The sequence below is a fragment of the Synechococcus sp. WH 8101 genome, from assembly GCF_004209775.1.
Lineage (GTDB): Bacteria > Cyanobacteriota > Cyanobacteriia > PCC-6307 > Cyanobiaceae > Synechococcus_C.
Genome location: NZ_CP035914.1, coordinates 2484523 through 2501137 on the forward strand (window position 1 = coordinate 2484523; position 16615 = coordinate 2501137).

Genomic DNA, 16615 nt, shown 5'->3' on the forward strand with positions numbered 1-16615 from the left:
GGGTTTGTCCATCAGAATTCAGGAATGAACTACCTGCTCCATCTGAGTGCCGTGGGCTTGAGCGCCTGCAGCCTTGCCGCCGCCAGCATCAGTTTCGGCAACGCTGCCCAAGCACAGGCAATCACGTTCCGCTGTTATGACCGTGCATCGGGAGCCCTTGTCGCTGTCAGCACAATCGACCTGACCACACCACAAGTGAGCTGCACGTCGAGCACCGAACCGGAGAGTTCATCGGCACCAGATCCAGGTGAAGCTCCAGCACCGGGCAACGCTGCAATCCCTGGCAGCAGCGCAAACGATCCCCTCGCCGCACGACGCAGCATCAACCTGGCTCGCGACACAGCAATCCGGCTCAACGGTGGGCTCAGCGTCTACAGACCCGCCAGTTGCATGTTCGCCGGCGCTACGGGCAATCCCTGCCTCAGCCGTGAGAATGACGACTTCGTGTTCAACATCCCTGGGGGGCCACCGGGTTGGGAGCAGAGCGGTGACGCCCCCAGCATTCAGACAATTCTCAAAATCGCTGCCGATGGCCGCTCGGTGCTGAACGAGCTGTACAACGGCCCTCCGCAAACCAACTGAGACGGAGCTTTAGCCCCCCTTCAGCTTCTGACTAAGGATCTGATTGGCCAGCTTCGGATCGGCCTTGCCGCCGGTCTTCTTCATCAGCTGACCCACAAAGAAGCCCTGCAGCTTGTTCTTACCGCCCCGGAAGGCTTCCACCTCCTCAGGGTGAGCAGCCAGGAGCTCATCAACGATGGCACCAATCGCTGCAGGATCACTGATCATGCCCAGGCCGCGCTCATCGACGATCTGGGCCGGTGAGCCACCCTTCTCGAGCAACTCAGGAAGAATTTCCTTGGCGATCTTGCCACTGATCTTGCCGCCATCGATCAGCTTCACCATCTCCGCCAGCTGTTCGGGGCGGAAGGGCAGCGAGGCGTAGTTGATGCGGTTGCTGTTCACATAGGCGGCGATATCGCCCGTGATCCAGTTCGCCGCCAACTTGGCATCAGCGCCGGCTGCCACCACTGCTTCGAAGTAGTCGGCCATCGGCCGTTCGTCGGTGAGCACGCGGGCGTCGTACTGCGACAGCCCCAGGGTCTCTGCGTAGCGATGACGCTTGGCGGCGGGAAGCTCCGGCAATTCAGCACGCCAGGCTTCACGCTGGTCTGCACTCACCTCGATCGGTCCCAGATCGGGATCGGGGAAGTAGCGGTAGTCGCTGGCTCCCTCCTTGCTACGCATGCTCTTGGTGAGCTGCTTGCCCTCATCCCAGAGGCGGGTTTCCTGAACGATCGTTTCGCCGCTCTCGTAGGCCTTGATCTGGCGCTGGATCTCGTAGTCGCAGGCCTTCTGAATCGCCGAAAAAGAGTTCATGTTCTTGATCTCCACCTTCGTGCCGAAGGGCGCGTCAGGGCCGCGACGCACGGAGATGTTCACGTCACAACGCAGGGATCCCTCCTGCATGTTGCCGTCGCTCACGCCGAGATAACGCATGATGCGGCGAATCTCCGAGGCGTATTCAGCAGCTTCACGACCCGTGCGCAGATCCGGCTTGCTCACGATCTCCGCGAGGGCCACACCAGCGCGGTTGTAATCCACCAGCGAATGGGTGGAACCCGCCAGGCGATCGCTGCCGGCGTGCACCAACTTGCCGGCATCTTCCTCCATATGCAGACGCTCAATGCCGATGGTTTTCAGATAAGTCTCTTTGCCCTTCTCCGCCACCTCCACCTCGATCCAACCGTCTTCGGCGATCGGTTCGTCGTATTGGGAGATCTGGTAGTTCTTCGGCAGATCGGGATAGAAATACTGCTTGCGGTCGAATTTGCTGTGCTCAGCGATCTTGAGGTTGAGGGCCATCGCCGCCTTCACCGCATACTCGAGCACCTTCTGATTCAGCACCGGCAGGGTGCCGGGCAAGCCGCACACCACCGGGTCGATGTGAGTGTTGGGGTCATCACCGAAGGCCGTGGAGGCACCCGTGAAGATCTTGCTCTCGGTGCCCAGCTGCACGTGGGTCTCCAGACCGATCACGGCTTCCCACTCGCCCGTTCCAGCCCCGTTGACAGCCATCCGCCCAGAGTCTCGCTAGCCGATCAATCCTATGGAATGGTGCCGGTAGGGTCAGGGATGTGATCCACAGCAGCGATGGCGGGCGAACCCGTTGTGATCCTCGGTGGCGGCCTGATCGGCCTGGCGGTGGCCCACCAGCTGGCCCGCCGCGGCCGCACCGTCACCGTGCTCAGTCGGCGCCGCAGTGAAGCAGCAGGCTTTGTGGCCGCCGGCATGCTCGCCCCCCACGCCGAAGGGCTCGTTGGCGATCAACTGACCTTGGGTCAACGCAGTCTGGACCGCATTCCCAGCTGGGTTGCCCAGATCGAAGCCGACAGTGGCCTCTCCTGCGGGCTCCGCACCAGCGGCATCATCGTGCCCTTCGAGGAGGCCGCCGCGCGAGACCGCTACCCCACCGCCACCTGCGGACAAGCGCTGAATCGGCAACAACTGGAGCGCGAACTGCCCGGCCTGGGCGAGGCCTGGACCGCCGGGCTGCTGTTTGAGCAGGATGGTCAGATCGACAACCGACGGCAGCTGATGCGGGCGCTGGAAAGTGCCTGTGCCGATCGGGGTGTGCGCTTCCTCGAGGGTGTGGATGTGCTGGCCCTCGAGCAGAGCGGCGGCGGCCTGCAGGGCGCACGGGTTCGCGATGCCGAAGGACACGACTACACGCTCGCCTGCACCGAAGCGGTGCTCTGCGCCGGCGCCTGGAGTGCTCGTTTGTTGCCGGAGCTGCAGATTGCGCCTGTGAAAGGACAGATGCTCTCGCTGCAGGCACCCCGTGGCGCCCTCAAGCGAGTGATCTTCGGCCCAGGCACCTACCTGGTGCCCCGCGAGGACGGGCTGGTGGTGGTCGGTGCCACATCGGAGCCGGAGGCCGGCTTCAGCGAAGGCCTCACCCCCCAGGGCCAGCGCACCCTGCAGGCGGGGATCGCCTCCCTGCTGCCGCAGGCGACGCACTGGCCACCGATGGAACGTTGGTGGGGCTTCCGTCCCTGCACCCCCGATGAGGGGCCGGTGCTAGGGGCGAGTTCGATCGAAGGGCTCTGGCTGGCCTGTGGCCATCACCGCAACGGCGTGCTGATGGCGGGCCTGACCGCAGAGCTGTTGGCCGGCGTCATCACCGGCCAACCACTGGATAACGACACCAAGACGCTGCTGCAGGCCTTTCGCTGGGATCGCTTTGAAAACTCAGCGAAGGCGTCAACGCTCTGAAATCGCCAAGAGATCGACTCCAGCCCAACGGAGCGCGTGAGCCTTGATGCCTGGGTGAAGCGATCAGCCCTCGGTGCGCCAACCCTGATCCGACGGGGTCCAGTCGCTCAGCTCGGAGGGCTGGAACCACAGGCCGATCTCGAACTCGGCGGTTTCGGGAGCATCGGAGCCGTGGATCACATTGCGGCCGATGTTGATCGCCAGATCACCGCGGATCGTGCCGGGCTCGGCCTCGAGGGGCTTGGTGGCACCGATCAGCTTGCGGGCACTGGCGATGACGCCATCGCCCTCCCACACCATCGCCACCACAGGGCCGGAGGTGATGAAGTCGACCAAACCAGCAAAGAAAGGACGCTCCTTATGCACGCCGTAGTGCTGCTCTGCCAGTTCCCGGCTGGGGGTGAGCTGCTTGAGACCCACCAACTTGAATCCCTTGCGCTCGAAGCGACCAAGGATTTCGCCCACGAGACCACGCTGGACGCCATCGGGCTTGATGGCGATGAAAGTGCGTTCGGCCATGGAAGGAAAGCGTCAGATCCGGGCCATCGTCCGTGGCGGGGCTGCCGGTTGGCAAGCACAACCCCCTAGCCAATAATGACCATGGGCATGTGACTAGGCTCAAGACGATTCGATGATGACCATGGCCATCGCACCCCGTCAGGTCTCCAAGTCGCAGTTCAAGGCCCAGGCTCTGGCCCTCTTCCGCGAGATCGAAACCAGCGGGGAACCGCTGGTGATCACGGATCACGGCCGACCGGCCCTGGAAGTTCGGCCCTATCGGCCCCTGCAGAACGATGCAGCCGATCCACTGGATGCACTGCGCGGGTCCGTCACCTACTTCGACCAACCGTTTGAACCCGTTTCTGAGGGTGACTGGGAGGCCCTGGCGTGATCCTGCTCGACACGCACGTGTTGATCTGGTGGGCCAACGGTGAGCACGAAAGACTCTCCTCTGCAGCGATCGCGGCGATCGAAGCGGAAGAACAGCAACGCCTGGTGTCGGCCATCAGCTGCTGGGAAGTGGCCATGCTGGTGGAACGGGGGCGACTCGGTCTGAGCGTCGACATGGAACGCTGGCTCAACCTGGTGGTATCAGTACCCAGGCTGCAGCTGCTGCCCCTTAGCCCGGCAGTCGCGGTGGCCTCCACCCGACTCCCGGGAACCTTTCATGCCGACCCCGCTGATCGGTTCCTCGTGGCCCAGGCCCGCCATCTGAACATCGCCTTGGTGACGGCAGACTCCAAAATCAGGACTTACCCGCACGTCCGCAGTCTGTGGTGATCGCCCCCTCCGCCAGCGCAGGCCAGCACCAGGGCTGGACCCCAGCCGACAGTGCCGAGCTCTATGGCTTGGAGCGTTGGGGCGAGCCCTACTTCTCAATCAATCCACGCGGCCATGTGAGCGTGCAACCACGCGGTGATCGCGGCGGCAGCCTCGATCTGATCGACCTGGTGGCAGGTCTGCAGGACCGCAATCTGGGCCTGCCGCTGCTAATCCGCTTCGACGACATTCTCGAAGACCGGCTGGAACGGCTGCATGGCGCTTTCGAACGGGCGATCACCCGGTATGGCTACGCCGGGCGTTACCAGGGCGTCTTCCCGGTGAAATGCAACCAGCAGCGCCACGTGGTGGAAGAGCTGGTGAGCTGCGGTAAACGCTGGCATTTCGGACTGGAAGCCGGCAGCAAGGCCGAGCTGCTGATCGCCCTCTCCTTGATCGACGATCCGGAGGCCTTGCTGATCTGCAACGGCTACAAAGATCAGCGCTACATCGAAACGGCGATCCTGGCGCGCCGACTCGGACGCCGTCCAGTGGTGGTGATCGAGCAGGCCGACGAGGTGCAGCGCATCATCGCGGCCAGCGAGGCGCTGGGGGCGGCACCGCTGATCGGCATCCGGGCCCGGCTCTCCAGTCGCAGCACAGGCCGCTGGGGCAGCTCCGTGGGCGAAAAAGCGAAATTCGGCCTGCCGGTGCCAGAGATTCTCGCCACCGTCGAAGCCCTGCGGGAAGCCAACCTCCTGGAGGAACTGCGGCTGCTGCATTTCCACGTGGGCAGTCAGATCAATGACATCGCCGTGGTGAAAGACGCCCTGCAGGAGGCCTCCAGGATTTATGTGGAACTGCATGCCCTGGGCGCACCGATGGGCTACCTGGACGTGGGCGGTGGCCTGGGGATCGACTACGACGGCAGCCGTACGGCCACGGCGGCCTCCACCAACTACTCGCTGCAGAACTACGCCAATGACGTGGTGGCAACGGTGCAGGAAGGCTGCGCCCCCCACGGGGTGGCCGTGCCAACGCTGGTGAGCGAAAGCGGGCGGGCAATCGCGAGCCATTTCTCCGTACTCGTGTTCGATGTGCTCGGCAGTGGCGGCCTGCAGCAGAGCGCTCCCCCCGAGGCGGGTGAAGAACCGCTGATTGTGCGCAACCTGCGCGACACCCTGGCGGGCATCCACACCCTCCCCGCCGATGCAACCGCCGATGTCTCCCGGCTCCAGGAGGCCTGGAACGATGCACTCAAATTCAAAGCTGATGCCCTGGCTGCCTTCCGGCTCGGCTATCTGAGCCTGCAAGACCGCAGCCTGGCGGAACAACTCACCTGGGCCTGTGCCCGTGCCCTGTTGGATCGTTTACCGGAAGACGGCACTCTGCCTGAAGATCTCAAGGAACTGCCTGCTGTTTTGGCGGAGACCTACTACGCCAACCTGTCGATTTTTCGTTCCGCTCCCGACACCTGGGCGATCCAGCAGCTCTTCCCTGTGATGCCACTGCATCGCCTCGATGAGAAGCCAACACGCCTGGGGCATTTCGCCGATCTCACCTGCGATTCCGATGGACGGTTGAGCCGTTTCATCAGCGATGGCCGCAGCAAACCGCTGCTCGAGCTCCACTCCCTGGTGGCTGACCAGCCCTATCTGATCGGCCTGTTTCTCGGCGGCGCCTATCAGGAGGTGATGGGCAATCTGCACAATCTGTTCGGCAGCACCGATGCGGTACACATCCGCCTTGCACCCGGCGGCGACTACCAGGTGGACCATGTGGTGCGGGGCGACACCAACGCGGATGTGCTTCAGGCGATGGAGCATGTGCCGGATCTGTTGCTCGAACGGCTGCGCATCGCCAGCGAACAGGCGATCAGCCGCGGCGCTCTCCGCATCAGCGACGCCCGCCTGCTGATGGACCATCTGGAAAGCAGCCTGCGCCAGAGCACTTACCTGAAGAACTGATCCATCCCGCTGTCACACCAGCAGACCCCGCTTGCGCAGCGGTTCCAGGTCACTGAGTTGCAGGCCGCCGTTCGCCTCGCTCACCACGCCCCTGCTGCGTAACTTGCTGAGGGTGCGCGAGGCCGTTTCCCTGGCCAGGCCAGCCAGAAGCGCGATCTCCTTCTGGGCCAGGGGCGGAATCGGCGCTTCCACATCATCCTGGCCGGAACTCTTCCGGGCCAGGTAAGCGAGGGCATCGAGCAGGCGTGTTGTGGCGTCGGCGCTCTGCAGGGCGAAGCGTTGATTCAGATCACGCAGACGTCCCGCCTCGAGGCGGGCCAGGGCCAGAGCGAAGTCGGGCTGCTGCCGCAACAGCGCAGCGAAGGGAGCCGAGCGCAGCTTCACCAGACGCAGGGGAGTCAGGGCCACCACATCCGCCGAACGCGATGCGCCATCTAAAGCCGCCATCTCACCGAAAACATCCCCCGGGCCCAGGAGCGACATGATCGCCTCATCACCTTCGGCGGTGGTGGTGCGCACCTTGGCCAGACCGTCGCGAATCAGAAACAGCGACTCGCCCCAGTCCTGTTCCATCACAATCACCTGATCGATCTGGTGATCGCTCTGGCGATGACGATCGAGCAGATGATCGAGATCGTCGCCGTTGAGATCTGCAAAGAGGGTGATCGCAGCGAGGGTCTCATGGGTGAGCGCAGACATGAACTCAGAAACGAACGATCAGACCCACCCAGATCAGTTTGCAAAGCAAATGCAATGCCTGATCGAGGCCAAGCGAAAAGCGCAGACGGCCCTTCAGCCAGTCAATGATCGCGTGCAGCAGCGTTTCAGCCAGACCCAGCAGCGGCACCTCGGTGATCAACGCCACGGCCAAACCATGGGTGGCGGCATGGGCCACCAACCACCAGCGCCAATTGAGCGTGGCATCTGCCCCCGGCAGCTTCTCCTGCGCCATCCGATCGCTCTGGAGAACGAAGTCGCACACGAAATGAGCGCCCACCAGGAGGATCAGCAGATTGAGAGCGTTGATGACACCAGCAGCAGGACTGGGATGACGCTAAGAGACAACGCGAGGTCAACCGCAGCAAACAGCGCCAACCTGGGGGATGACTCCGCCTGGTCACCATGAAGCTCAACCTGAAGGAGCGGCTGCAGAGCCTGAAGATGGTGGCTGGCCTCGCCACCTTCCTCAAGAATCCCGGCTCGCTCGACAGCGTCTTCGCTGTGGCAGCCAGCTTCAAGGACAGCCCGCTGGGCGAGCAGATGGTGCAGCACCTGCTGGCTGACAACGAGTTCCGATCGCTGGTGGACGAGGGCTGGCGACCGGCGCCGATCAATCTCGACCAGCTGCAACAGCTGCCTGAGGGCAGCCTGGGTCGGGTGTATGCGGATCAACTGATCCGCCAAGGGATCACTCCTGACACCTTGATCGATCCCTCTCCGGTGACCAACGCCCAGGAGTTTGTGGTGCATCGGCTTAAGGAAACCCACGACATCGTGCACGTGCTGACGGGGTTCGGAATCGACGGAGTCAGTGAGCTCGGGCTCCAGGGGTTCAACCTGGCTCAGAACCGGTCGCCCCTGGCGGTGATGCTGATTTTCGGTGGTCTGCTCAGCGCCCTGCAGAACAACGAATCGCTCGCCCCACTTCTGCGCGCCCTGGCGCATGGGTTCCAGATGGGCCTGGATGCGGATCTGGTGATCGCCCGCAAACTGGAAGACGGCTGGGAGCGTCCACTGCAGGAGTGGCGCCGGGACCTGAAGCTGCCCAGCGCCCCAGGCGAAGACTCACAGCAAAGCTGAACCAAGCTGCTCACGCGCTGTGTCCAGTGCCTGATCCAGCGCGGCACCATCGCGCCCTCCGGCCTGGGCCAGGTTGGGGCGGCCGCCACCGCCACCGCCGCAGACCTTGGCGATTCCACCAATGAACTTGCCGGCCTGCTGCCCCCTGGCGATCACAGCCTTGCCGAAGGCCGCCACCAGGATCACCTTGCCCAAATCGCCGGGATCGGGAAGACCGCCCAGCACCACCGCCGCGCCGTCGCCGAGCTGATCCGCCAGGCCCTGCGCGGCGCTCTGCAGGCCGCCGCCCTCCACACCATCGAGGCGCGCCACCAGCAGCTGGTGCGCACCCACCGCCACCGCCTGCCCCGCCAGCGCCGCTGACTTGGCCAGCGCCAACTCCTCCCGCGCCTCGGCCAAAGCCTTCTGGCTGGCCTTGAGCTCATCCGCCAACTGCACCACACGATCCACGATCTCGGCGGGCTGGGCCTTGAAGCGCTCACCCAGCTGTTTCACCACCGCATCGCGCTCGTTGAGATACGCCAGCACCGCCGGGCCGGCCACGGCCTCGATGCGGCGGATGCCGGCAGCCACGCCGCTCTCGCTCACGATCTTGAAGAGACCGATCTCAGCGGTGTTGGCCACGTGGGTACCGCCGCAGAGCTCCATCGACACGCCGGGCACATCCACCACCCGCACCACATCCGCGTATTTTTCGCCGAACATCGCCACGGCGCCGGCGGCCTTGGCTGTCTCGATCGCCATCTCCTGAACCTCGAGGCTGTGGGCCTCGCTGATCCAGCCGTTGATCAGCGCTTCGATCTGCTCGAGCTCGGCGGCGGTGACGGCGCGGGGGCAGTGGAAGTCGAAGCGCAGGCGATCAAAATCCACCAGCGAACCGGCCTGGCCGATGCCCGGGTCCACCACCTGCTTCAGGGCCGCCTGCAGCAGGTGCGTGGCGGTGTGGTTCGCCTGGGCGCGGCGGCGGCAGGCCCGGTCCACCTGGCCATGCACCACATCACCCACGCTCAGCGTGCCCCGCTCGATGCGGCCGCTGTGCACAAACACGCTGCGGTTCCGGCTTACCGCCTCGATCGCCACGATCAGCCCATGGCCATCCGGCCCGTCGCCGCTGAGCACGCCCCGATCACCCACCTGGCCACCGCCTTCGCCATAGAAGGGCGTGGTGTCGAGCACCACCTGCACGGCATCGCCAGCGACCGCCCGCTCAGCCGGATCACCGTTCACCACCAGGGCCAGCACCGAACTGCTGTGTTCGAGCAGCTCGTAGCCACGGAAGGCGGTGGCCTCCAGATCAGCCGCCACCTGATCGATGGCGTCCTGCAGGGTGAGATCGATGCTCACCGCCGCAGCCTTGGCCCGCTGGCGCTGGGCCTCCATCGCCGCCTCAAACCCGGCGAGATCCACCGTGAGGCCGTGCTCCTCGGCGATCTCCTCGGTGAGCTCCAGCGGGAAGCCATAGGTGTCGTAGAGCTCAAAGGCCTGCTCGCCGGAGATCTGCCTGGGCTTGGCGGCCAGCACATCGGCCAGAAGCTTCTCGCCCCGCTCCAGCGTTTCAAGGAAGCGGGCCTCCTCGCGCTGCAGCTCCGCCAGGATCACCTCCTTTCGCTCCACCAGCTGCGGATAGGCGCTCTGCATCAGCGCGATCGAGGCTTCACCCATCGCCGTGAGGAACGGCTTGTCGATGCCGAGCAGGCGGCCGTGGCGCACCACGCGGCGCAGCAACCGGCGCAGGATGTAGCCGCGGCCGAGGTTGCTGGCGGTGACCCCATCGCAGATCAGCTGGGTGATGGCGCGGCTGTGGTCGCCGATCACCTTGAGCGAGGTTTTGCCCTTCTCATCGAGCCCGCGGTAATCAACCCCTGCCAACCCCGCCGCCGTCTCGATCAGCGGCACAATCAAGTCGGTTTCGTAGTTGTTGGGCACCCCCTGCAGGATCTGGGCCATCCGCTCCAGGCCCATGCCGGTGTCGATGTTGCGGTTCTCCAGCGGCGTGAGGTTGCCCTCGGCGTCGCGGTTGTACTGCATGAACACCAGGTTGTAGAACTCGATGAAGCGCGAGTCGTCCTCGAGGTCGATGCCGTCGTCGCCGATTTCGGGCTTGAAGTCGTAATAGATCTCCGAGCAGGGGCCGCAGGGGCCGGTGGGACCGGAGGCCCAGAAGTTGTCGGCCTCATCCATACGGATGATCCGCGAGGGGTTCACCCCCACCACATCCCGCCAGATCGCCTCGGCTTCGTCATCCTCGCGAAACACGCTCACCACGAGATTGTTCGGCGAGAGGCCGAACACCTCGGTGCTCAGCTCCCAGGCCCACTGGATCGCCTGCTCCTTGAAGTAGTCGCCGAAGGAGAAGTTGCCGAGCATCTCGAAAAACGTGTGATGCCGCGCCGTGCGGCCCACGTTTTCGATGTCGTTGGTGCGGATGCACTTCTGGGAACTGGTGGCACAGGGCGCCGGACGCTGTTGCTGCCCCAGGAACACCGGCTTGAAGGGGAGCATGCCGGCGATGGTGAGCAACACTGTGGGGTCGTCCGGCACCAAGGAGGCGCTGGCGATGCGCTGGTGGCCGCGCTGCTCATAAAAGGCCAGAAAGGCCTCGCGAATCTGCTCACCGCTGCGGGGACGTGGCTCCTGCGGACGCGACGATCGTGCAACAGCCATGGCGGATTCGGGCGTGGGAGGCAGGTCCAGCAGCCATGATCGCCCCTGAGCCGCCGCACACGTTGGCCGCCCCGCCTCCCGCCACCACCGCTCCCGCCGCCGCCGCGGCCCCAACGGAAAGTCGCGCCAGCCTGCGCCTGCGCTCCCTTGGCTGGGCTCTGCTGGCGGGCACCTGCGCCGGACTGATGAGCCTGCCTCTCGGCCCCGAGATGGCGGTGCGGTCCACCGGCTGCGGACTCTTCTATGGCTTACTGGCCTTCCATCTCGAGCGGGTTGATCCGGAGGATTCCCACCTGCGGGCGGGTCTTGTGGGGGCAGTGTGCGGGATCCGCAGCCTGGGGATGCCCCTGCCCTCACCCCTGGGGGGGCCTGACGCCCTGGCATCATTGGTGCAGGAACTCCTCTTGGCGTGGTTGCCGTTGATCGGCAGCGCACTCCTGCTTCACGGAACCCACCGCATGTTGTCTGCGTCGCGGCCATGAGCCTGCTGCACGCCACCTGGCTCCCGGCCATCCGCACACCCACCAGTTCCGGGCGTCCCGCCCTGCTGGTGTGGGCGGACACCTGGCGTGTGGCGGAGCCGGCGGGCCCCGGCGTGACCCCGGCCACCCATCCCTTCACCCTCAGCGCCGATGACCTGCGCGCCTGGTTGAGCGAACGGGACCTGCTGCCCGACGGCATCATCGATGCCACCGCTTGCCTCACCCTGCCCAGCCGCACGGTGAAGCCGAAACGGAAGCGTGGCGAGACCGCCCCTGTGGATGAGGGCTGGACGGGTCTACCCCTGCAGGCGGGGGAGCCGATTCCGAAGCAAACCGAATGGTGGCCCTGGCAAGTGCAGGGCCTGGCGGTCGAACCCGGTGCAGCCACCGCCTGGCTGGCCCGCTTGCCCCTCTCCGGCCGACACCCCGACCTCGCCGATGAGCTGCGCTGGTGGAGCCACATGCAGCGCTGGGCCCTCAGCCTGATTGCTCGCAGTCGCTGGATTCCCCAGGTGGAGCTGAGCAAAGGGGAGGGCTACCCCCACCGCGCCCGTTGGGTGCCCCTGCTCAATCGCGAAGACGATCGCCGCCGCCTGGAAGACATGGCGGCCCGACTACCGCTGGTGGCCACCTGCGCTCTTCCCTGGCGCGAACCCACCGGGAAGCGCAGCAACCGCACCACCCGGCTGCGGCCTGAGGCGATGCGGGCGGCCAATCCGGTGGCCTGTTGTCGCCCCCGCAGCGGTCGACTGCGCGTCGCCACCCTGCTCGAAGACCTGGTGGATGCCCAGCTGCGCACGGGCTTCACGGCCCAGACGGAAGGGCTCGATCCCCTGCTTGCCGCCTGGGAAGAGGCCCTCGGCAGCGACACCGGCGTGATCCATCTGGGCGATGAAGACGCAGAGCGTCTGGCCACCGCCAGCCATCACTGGCGCGAAGGTGTGGCCGGCACTGTGGCGGCGGCGCGAGCCTGCCTCGAACTGGAAACCCCCGACGACGGCGACGATCTCTGGACCCTGCGGTTCGCACTGCAGGCCGAGGCGGATCCCACACTCAAGGTGCCGGCCGGCCTCGCCTGGGCGGCCGGACCGAAGGGACTCCAGCTCGGCGAAATCGCCGTGGAGCATCCGGGCGAACTGCTGCTGGAAGGCATGGGCCGGGCGCTCACCGTATTTCCACCGATCGAACGCGGTCTCGACAGCGCCACGCCCGAGGGGATGCAACTCACCCCCGCCGAAGCCTTCGTGCTGGTGCGCACCGCAGCCCGCGAACTCCGCGATGTGGGGGTGGGCGTGGAGCTTCCCGCCAGCCTCTCGGGGGGCCTGGCGAGCCGGCTCGGCCTGGCGATTCAGGCGGAGCTGCCGGAGAAATCCCGCGGTTTCACGCTGGGCGAAACCCTCGACTGGAGCTGGGAGCTGATGATCGGCGGCGTCACCCTGACGCTGCGGGAACTGGAGCGCCTCGCGGGCAAGCGCAGCCCCCTGGTGCGGCACAAAGGCGCCTGGATCGAGCTGCGCCCCAACGATCTCAAGAATGCCGAGCGGTTTTTCGCCGCCAAGCCCGATCTCAGCCTCGACGATGCCCTGCGCCTCACCGCCAGCGAAGGCGACACACTGATGCGCATGCCGGTGCACCGCCTGGAGGCGGGCCCACGGCTGCAGGCGGTGCTCGAGCAGTACCACCAACAGAAAGCCCCCGATCCCCTGCCGGCGCCGGAAGGCTTCTGCGGCCAGCTGCGGCCTTACCAGGAGCGGGGCCTCGGCTGGCTGGCCTTTCTGCACCGCTTTGATCAGGGCGCTTGCCTGGCCGACGACATGGGTCTGGGCAAAACCATTCAGCTGCTCGCCTTTCTGCAGCACCTGAAGGCCGAGCAGGAGCTGAAGCGGCCGGTGTTGCTCGTGGCGCCCACCTCAGTGCTCACCAACTGGAAGCGGGAGGCCGCCGCCTTCACGCCGGAGCTCGAGGTGAAGGAGCACTACGGGCCACGACGCCCTTCCACCCCGGCAGCGCTCAAAAAGAGCCTCAAGGATGTGGATCTGGTGCTCACCAGCTACGGCCTGCTCCAACGCGACAGCGAACTGCTGGAGAGTCTCGATTGGCAGGGGGTGGTGATCGACGAAGCGCAGGCGATCAAGAACCCGAGCGCCAAACAGAGCATGGCGGCCCGGGACCTGGCCCGTCCAGGACGTAGCAGCCGCTTCCGCATTGCCCTCACCGGCACGCCGGTGGAGAACCGGGTGAGTGAGCTCTGGGCCTTGATGGATTTCCTCAACCCGCGTGTGCTCGGCGAAGAGGACTTCTTCCGGCAGCGCTACCGCATGCCGATTGAGCGCTACGGCGACATGTCGTCGCTGCGGGATCTGAAATCCCGCGTGGGACCTTTCATTCTTCGCCGGCTCAAAACCGACAAAGCGATCATTTCCGACCTGCCCGAAAAGGTCGAACTGAGCGAATGGGTGGGATTGAGCAAAGAGCAAAAAGCGCTGTATGCCAAAACCGTCGAAGACACCCTTGATGCGATCGCGCGGGCGCCCCGCGGACAACGGCATGGCCAGGTGCTGGGGTTGCTCACCAAGCTCAAGCAGATCTGCAACCACCCCGCCCTGGCCCTAAAAGAGGAGGCTGCCGGCGACGACTTCCTGCAGCGTTCCGTGAAACTGCAGCGCCTGGAAGAAATCCTCGAGGAAGTGATCGAAGCCGGCGACCGCGCCCTGCTCTTCACCCAGTTCGCTGAATGGGGCCATCTGCTGCAGGGTTACCTGCAACGGCGCTGGCGCAGCGAAGTGCCGTTTCTGAGCGGCAGCACCAGCAAGAGCGAACGCCAGGCGATGGTCGATCGCTTCCAAGAGGACCCGCGTGGGCCTCAGCTGTTCCTGCTGTCACTGAAAGCCGGTGGCGTGGGCCTCAACCTCACCCGCGCCAGCCATGTGTTTCACATCGATCGCTGGTGGAATCCGGCGGTGGAAAACCAGGCCACCGACCGCGCCTACCGGATCGGCCAGACGAACCGGGTGATGGTGCACAAGTTCATCACCAGTGGATCGGTCGAAGAAAAAATCGACCGGATGATCCGGGAGAAATCACGCCTCGCCGAAGACATCATCGGCTCAGGCGAAGATTGGCTCGGCGGGCTCGACATGGGCCAGCTGAAGGAACTGGTGAGCCTCGACGACAACGGATCACTATCAGCATGACCCTCACCCCTCCCGGCAACGGCATCAACACCTCCCTCGGCGATGAGGGGCTGGGGCAGCAGCCCTGGTGGGTGGAGCAGTGGATGGAGCTGATCAACTCCTACCGCTTCAAAAAACGGTTGGAGCGCGCCTGGGCCTATGCCCGCGAAGGGCATGTGACCTCGATCCGCTTCGAAGGGCGGCGAGTGCACGCCCGCGTGCAGGGCACCGGCGAAGACCCCTACAAGGTGAAGCTCTGGCTCGATGTGCTCAGCGACGAAGACTGGGGCTATGTGCTCGAAGCCCTGACCCAGAAAGCGCGCTGGTCGGCGCAGTTGCTGGCGGGAATCATGCCGGCGGATATCGAACGGGCCTTCGCGGCCAGCGGCCGACGCCTCTTTCCCTTCAAGCTCCAGGAGGTGCGCAGCGAATGCAGCTGTCCCGATAAAGCCAACCCCTGCAAACACATCAGTGCCGTGTATTTCCTGATGGGGGAGCGGTTCAGCGAAGACCCGTTTGTGCTCTTCCAACTGCGCGGTCGCACCCGCGCCAAGCTGCTGGAAGATCTGGCCGAACACCGCCGGCAAGCCCTGGAGGCGCTCGCGGAGTCGTCGGAAGCGAATCAAAACGAAGGCCAGGGTGCCGACGACAGCCCGGCAACCCTGGCGCCACCCCATCCCGCCGTGCTCGACCCCACCCTCTGGTGGCGCTATGACGCCGCTCTCGACGGCGATCTGGTGGTGATCACCCCGGCCATGGACGGCGACACAGGCCTGGATGCGGCCGGTGAGCTGCCCTTGGCGGAGGAACCACGCTTCCCTGAGGCCAAACAGCACTTCCTGACCCACCTGCGCGAGCAAGGCCAAACGCTCGCCCAACAAGCGATGCTCGCCGCCATGGCCGCCGGTGGCTGAAGCGCCCTGGCTGAGCTTGGCAACACAGGGCCTGGTGACGCTCCTGCTGGACTCCCACCAGCGCGCCTTCGGCCAACCCCTGCTGGCCTGCGACCGAAGCGGTAACGCACGCCGATTGATCTGCCAGGAAATCTTCGCTGCCGATATGGCCGTGCTCGCCCACGACAGCGCCGCTCTCGACGCAGGCGAAGGGCCCCGACTCACCTATGCCAATGCCGCCGCCCTGCGGTTGTGGCAACGGCCCTGGTCCGCCATGGTGGGCATGCCCTCCCGACGCACGGCACCGGAGAGCGAGCGGCGGGAACGGGCGCAGGCCCTCAACACCGCGCAACAGCGCGATGCCTTTCGCGGCTATCGGGGCATCCGCATCGACCGGAATGGGCGTCGTTTCGTGATCAATAACGCCCGCATCTGGACCCTCTGGGACGGGAACGGTCGCGCCTGCGGTCAGGCGGCCGCCTTCGCCGACTGGTGGCTGCTCTAAAGACAAACGGCTCTGAGGGCCGGTTGTCACGACACGGCAGTGGGGGCAACCGAAGCAGGTGGTCCAGACCGAACCTGAACGGCCGGTTCTCCTGCTGTTGGTGCCCAAGCACAGGGCGCAGATTGGCTGTGCGGGTGACAACCAACACCCCCAACTTCCACCTTCTGGAGGACACAACCATGATCACCCTTCGTCAATCTCCCTTCGATCTGTTTGAGCGCCTGGAACAGCAACTGTCCCAGGCCGAGCGGGTTCCTGCAGCGGAAATCCACGACACGGCCGAGGCCTATGTGATCAGCCTTGAGCTGCCCGGTGTCGACAAGAGCACGATCGACGTGCAGGCCACCGATCGCAGCATCAGCGTGACCGCGGAACGTCGGCACCCCGACAACGCCGAGGAGGCTGACAACGCCCTGCTCAGCGAGTTCCGCTACGGCAGCTGGAGCCGCAGTTTCCGCTTCCCCCAGGGACTCAACCGTGAGCAACTCCAGGCCAGTTATCGCGATGGTGTGCTCACAATCCGTGCCGGAAAAGTGAACAGCCACACCGCGGTTGCTGTTCAGGTGGAGAGCTGAGCAGAAACCAGCGGCCCACG

General features: G+C 65.1%; 16 protein-coding genes. 11 read left to right on the top strand and 5 right to left on the bottom strand.

What is annotated here, in order from left to right:
* Positions 1–24 precede the first annotated feature (24 nt).
* Positions 25–582, top strand: a complete 558-nt coding sequence (locus SynWH8101_RS13215; protein ID WP_254427981.1) for a hypothetical protein — start codon at positions 25–27, stop codon at positions 580–582.
* Between the two features lie 9 nt (positions 583–591).
* Here SynWH8101_RS13215 and gatB read toward each other — a convergent pair whose 3' ends face one another.
* On the bottom strand, positions 592–2079 hold the full coding sequence (gene gatB, locus SynWH8101_RS13220) for an Asp-tRNA(Asn)/Glu-tRNA(Gln) amidotransferase subunit GatB (RefSeq protein ID WP_130130148.1): 1488 nt from the start codon (positions 2077–2079) through the stop codon (positions 592–594).
* 75 nt (positions 2080–2154) lie between these two features.
* Between gatB and SynWH8101_RS13225 the strand changes: the two genes are divergently transcribed.
* Complete coding sequence (locus SynWH8101_RS13225; RefSeq protein ID WP_130130149.1) at positions 2155–3276, top strand: FAD-binding oxidoreductase; 1122 nt, start codon at positions 2155–2157, stop codon at positions 3274–3276.
* 63 nt (positions 3277–3339) lie between these two features.
* Here the strand turns inward: SynWH8101_RS13225 and ndk are convergent, their stop codons facing one another.
* Positions 3340–3795, bottom strand: coding sequence for a nucleoside-diphosphate kinase (ndk, locus tag SynWH8101_RS13230; RefSeq protein ID WP_130130150.1), 456 nt, complete (start codon positions 3793–3795; stop codon positions 3340–3342).
* A gap of 121 nt (positions 3796–3916) precedes the next feature.
* Between ndk and SynWH8101_RS13235 the strand changes: the two genes are divergently transcribed.
* The 3 genes from SynWH8101_RS13235 to speA are packed head-to-tail and all read left to right on the top strand — an operon-like array spanning position 3917 to position 6503.
* Complete coding sequence (locus SynWH8101_RS13235; protein WP_130130151.1) at positions 3917–4168, top strand: type II toxin-antitoxin system Phd/YefM family antitoxin; 252 nt, start codon at positions 3917–3919, stop codon at positions 4166–4168.
* Positions 4165–4557 carry a type II toxin-antitoxin system VapC family toxin gene (locus tag SynWH8101_RS13240; RefSeq protein WP_130130152.1) on the top strand — a complete coding sequence of 131 codons (393 nt, stop codon included), beginning with the start codon at positions 4165–4167 and terminating at the stop codon, positions 4555–4557. The genes SynWH8101_RS13235 and SynWH8101_RS13240 overlap by 4 nt, the downstream gene beginning before the upstream one ends.
* On the top strand, positions 4551–6503 hold the full coding sequence (gene speA, locus SynWH8101_RS13245; protein ID WP_130130153.1) for a biosynthetic arginine decarboxylase: 1953 nt from the start codon (positions 4551–4553) through the stop codon (positions 6501–6503). The genes SynWH8101_RS13240 and speA overlap by 7 nt, the downstream gene beginning before the upstream one ends.
* 12 nt (positions 6504–6515) lie before the next feature.
* Here speA and SynWH8101_RS13250 read toward each other — a convergent pair whose 3' ends face one another.
* On the bottom strand, positions 6516–7202 hold the full coding sequence (locus SynWH8101_RS13250; RefSeq protein WP_130130154.1) for a Crp/Fnr family transcriptional regulator: 687 nt from the start codon (positions 7200–7202) through the stop codon (positions 6516–6518).
* A 4-nt stretch (positions 7203–7206) separates the two neighbouring features.
* Positions 7207–7530 (bottom strand): DUF3307 domain-containing protein, encoded by a 324-nt coding sequence (locus tag SynWH8101_RS13255; RefSeq protein WP_165381029.1) that lies wholly within the window; start codon positions 7528–7530, stop codon positions 7207–7209.
* A 95-nt stretch (positions 7531–7625) separates the two neighbouring features.
* On the opposite strand from SynWH8101_RS13255, the gene SynWH8101_RS13260 reads away from it, so the two are divergent.
* Positions 7626–8303 carry a Coq4 family protein gene (locus SynWH8101_RS13260; RefSeq protein ID WP_130130156.1) on the top strand — a complete coding sequence of 226 codons (678 nt, stop codon included), beginning with the start codon at positions 7626–7628 and terminating at the stop codon, positions 8301–8303.
* Here SynWH8101_RS13260 and alaS read toward each other — a convergent pair.
* Positions 8289–10967: an alanine--tRNA ligase gene (gene alaS / locus SynWH8101_RS13265; protein WP_130130157.1), complete on the bottom strand. Its 2679-nt coding sequence runs from the start codon at positions 10965–10967 to the stop codon at positions 8289–8291. The two genes, SynWH8101_RS13260 and alaS, sit on opposite strands and share 15 nt — an antisense overlap.
* Before the next feature lie 35 nt (positions 10968–11002).
* On the opposite strand from alaS, the gene SynWH8101_RS13270 reads away from it, so the two are divergent.
* The 5 genes from SynWH8101_RS13270 to SynWH8101_RS13290 all read left to right on the top strand — a co-directional run bounded on the left by SynWH8101_RS13270 (position 11003) and on the right by SynWH8101_RS13290 (position 16595).
* Positions 11003–11449: a hypothetical protein gene (locus tag SynWH8101_RS13270; protein WP_130130158.1), complete on the top strand. Its 447-nt coding sequence runs from the start codon at positions 11003–11005 to the stop codon at positions 11447–11449.
* Positions 11446–14643, top strand: coding sequence for a DEAD/DEAH box helicase (locus tag SynWH8101_RS13275; protein ID WP_130130159.1), 3198 nt, complete (start codon positions 11446–11448; stop codon positions 14641–14643). Before SynWH8101_RS13270 ends, SynWH8101_RS13275 begins: the two co-directional genes overlap by 4 nt.
* Complete coding sequence (locus tag SynWH8101_RS13280) at positions 14640–15536, top strand: SWIM zinc finger family protein (RefSeq protein WP_130130160.1); 897 nt, start codon at positions 14640–14642, stop codon at positions 15534–15536. Before SynWH8101_RS13275 ends, SynWH8101_RS13280 begins: the two co-directional genes overlap by 4 nt.
* A gap of 16 nt (positions 15537–15552) precedes the next feature.
* Positions 15553–16020, top strand: coding sequence for an MEKHLA domain-containing protein (locus SynWH8101_RS13285; protein ID WP_370587000.1), 468 nt, complete (start codon positions 15553–15555; stop codon positions 16018–16020).
* A 179-nt stretch (positions 16021–16199) separates the two neighbouring features.
* Complete coding sequence (locus SynWH8101_RS13290) at positions 16200–16595, top strand: Hsp20/alpha crystallin family protein (protein WP_130130162.1); 396 nt, start codon at positions 16200–16202, stop codon at positions 16593–16595.
* Positions 16596–16615: the final 20 nt, after the last annotated feature.

Coding starts and splice junctions, on each gene's coding strand:
- SynWH8101_RS13270 (WP_130130158.1), top strand. CDS start 11,003: ATGATCGCCCCTGAGCCGCCGCACACGTTGGCCGCCCCGCCTCCCGCC.
- SynWH8101_RS13280 (WP_130130160.1), top strand. CDS start 14,640: ATGACCCTCACCCCTCCCGGCAACGGCATCAACACCTCCCTCGGCGAT.
- gatB (WP_130130148.1), bottom strand. CDS start 2,079: ATGGCTGTCAACGGGGCTGGAACGGGCGAGTGGGAAGCCGTGATCGGT.
- SynWH8101_RS13290 (WP_130130162.1), top strand. CDS start 16,200: ATGATCACCCTTCGTCAATCTCCCTTCGATCTGTTTGAGCGCCTGGAA.
- alaS (WP_130130157.1), bottom strand. CDS start 10,967: ATGGCTGTTGCACGATCGTCGCGTCCGCAGGAGCCACGTCCCCGCAGC.
- SynWH8101_RS13260 (WP_130130156.1), top strand. CDS start 7,626: ATGAAGCTCAACCTGAAGGAGCGGCTGCAGAGCCTGAAGATGGTGGCT.
- SynWH8101_RS13250 (WP_130130154.1), bottom strand. CDS start 7,202: ATGTCTGCGCTCACCCATGAGACCCTCGCTGCGATCACCCTCTTTGCA.
- SynWH8101_RS13235 (WP_130130151.1), top strand. CDS start 3,917: ATGGCCATCGCACCCCGTCAGGTCTCCAAGTCGCAGTTCAAGGCCCAG.
- ndk (WP_130130150.1), bottom strand. CDS start 3,795: ATGGCCGAACGCACTTTCATCGCCATCAAGCCCGATGGCGTCCAGCGT.
- SynWH8101_RS13225 (WP_130130149.1), top strand. CDS start 2,155: ATGGCGGGCGAACCCGTTGTGATCCTCGGTGGCGGCCTGATCGGCCTG.
- SynWH8101_RS13275 (WP_130130159.1), top strand. CDS start 11,446: ATGAGCCTGCTGCACGCCACCTGGCTCCCGGCCATCCGCACACCCACC.
- SynWH8101_RS13215 (WP_254427981.1), top strand. CDS start 25: ATGAACTACCTGCTCCATCTGAGTGCCGTGGGCTTGAGCGCCTGCAGC.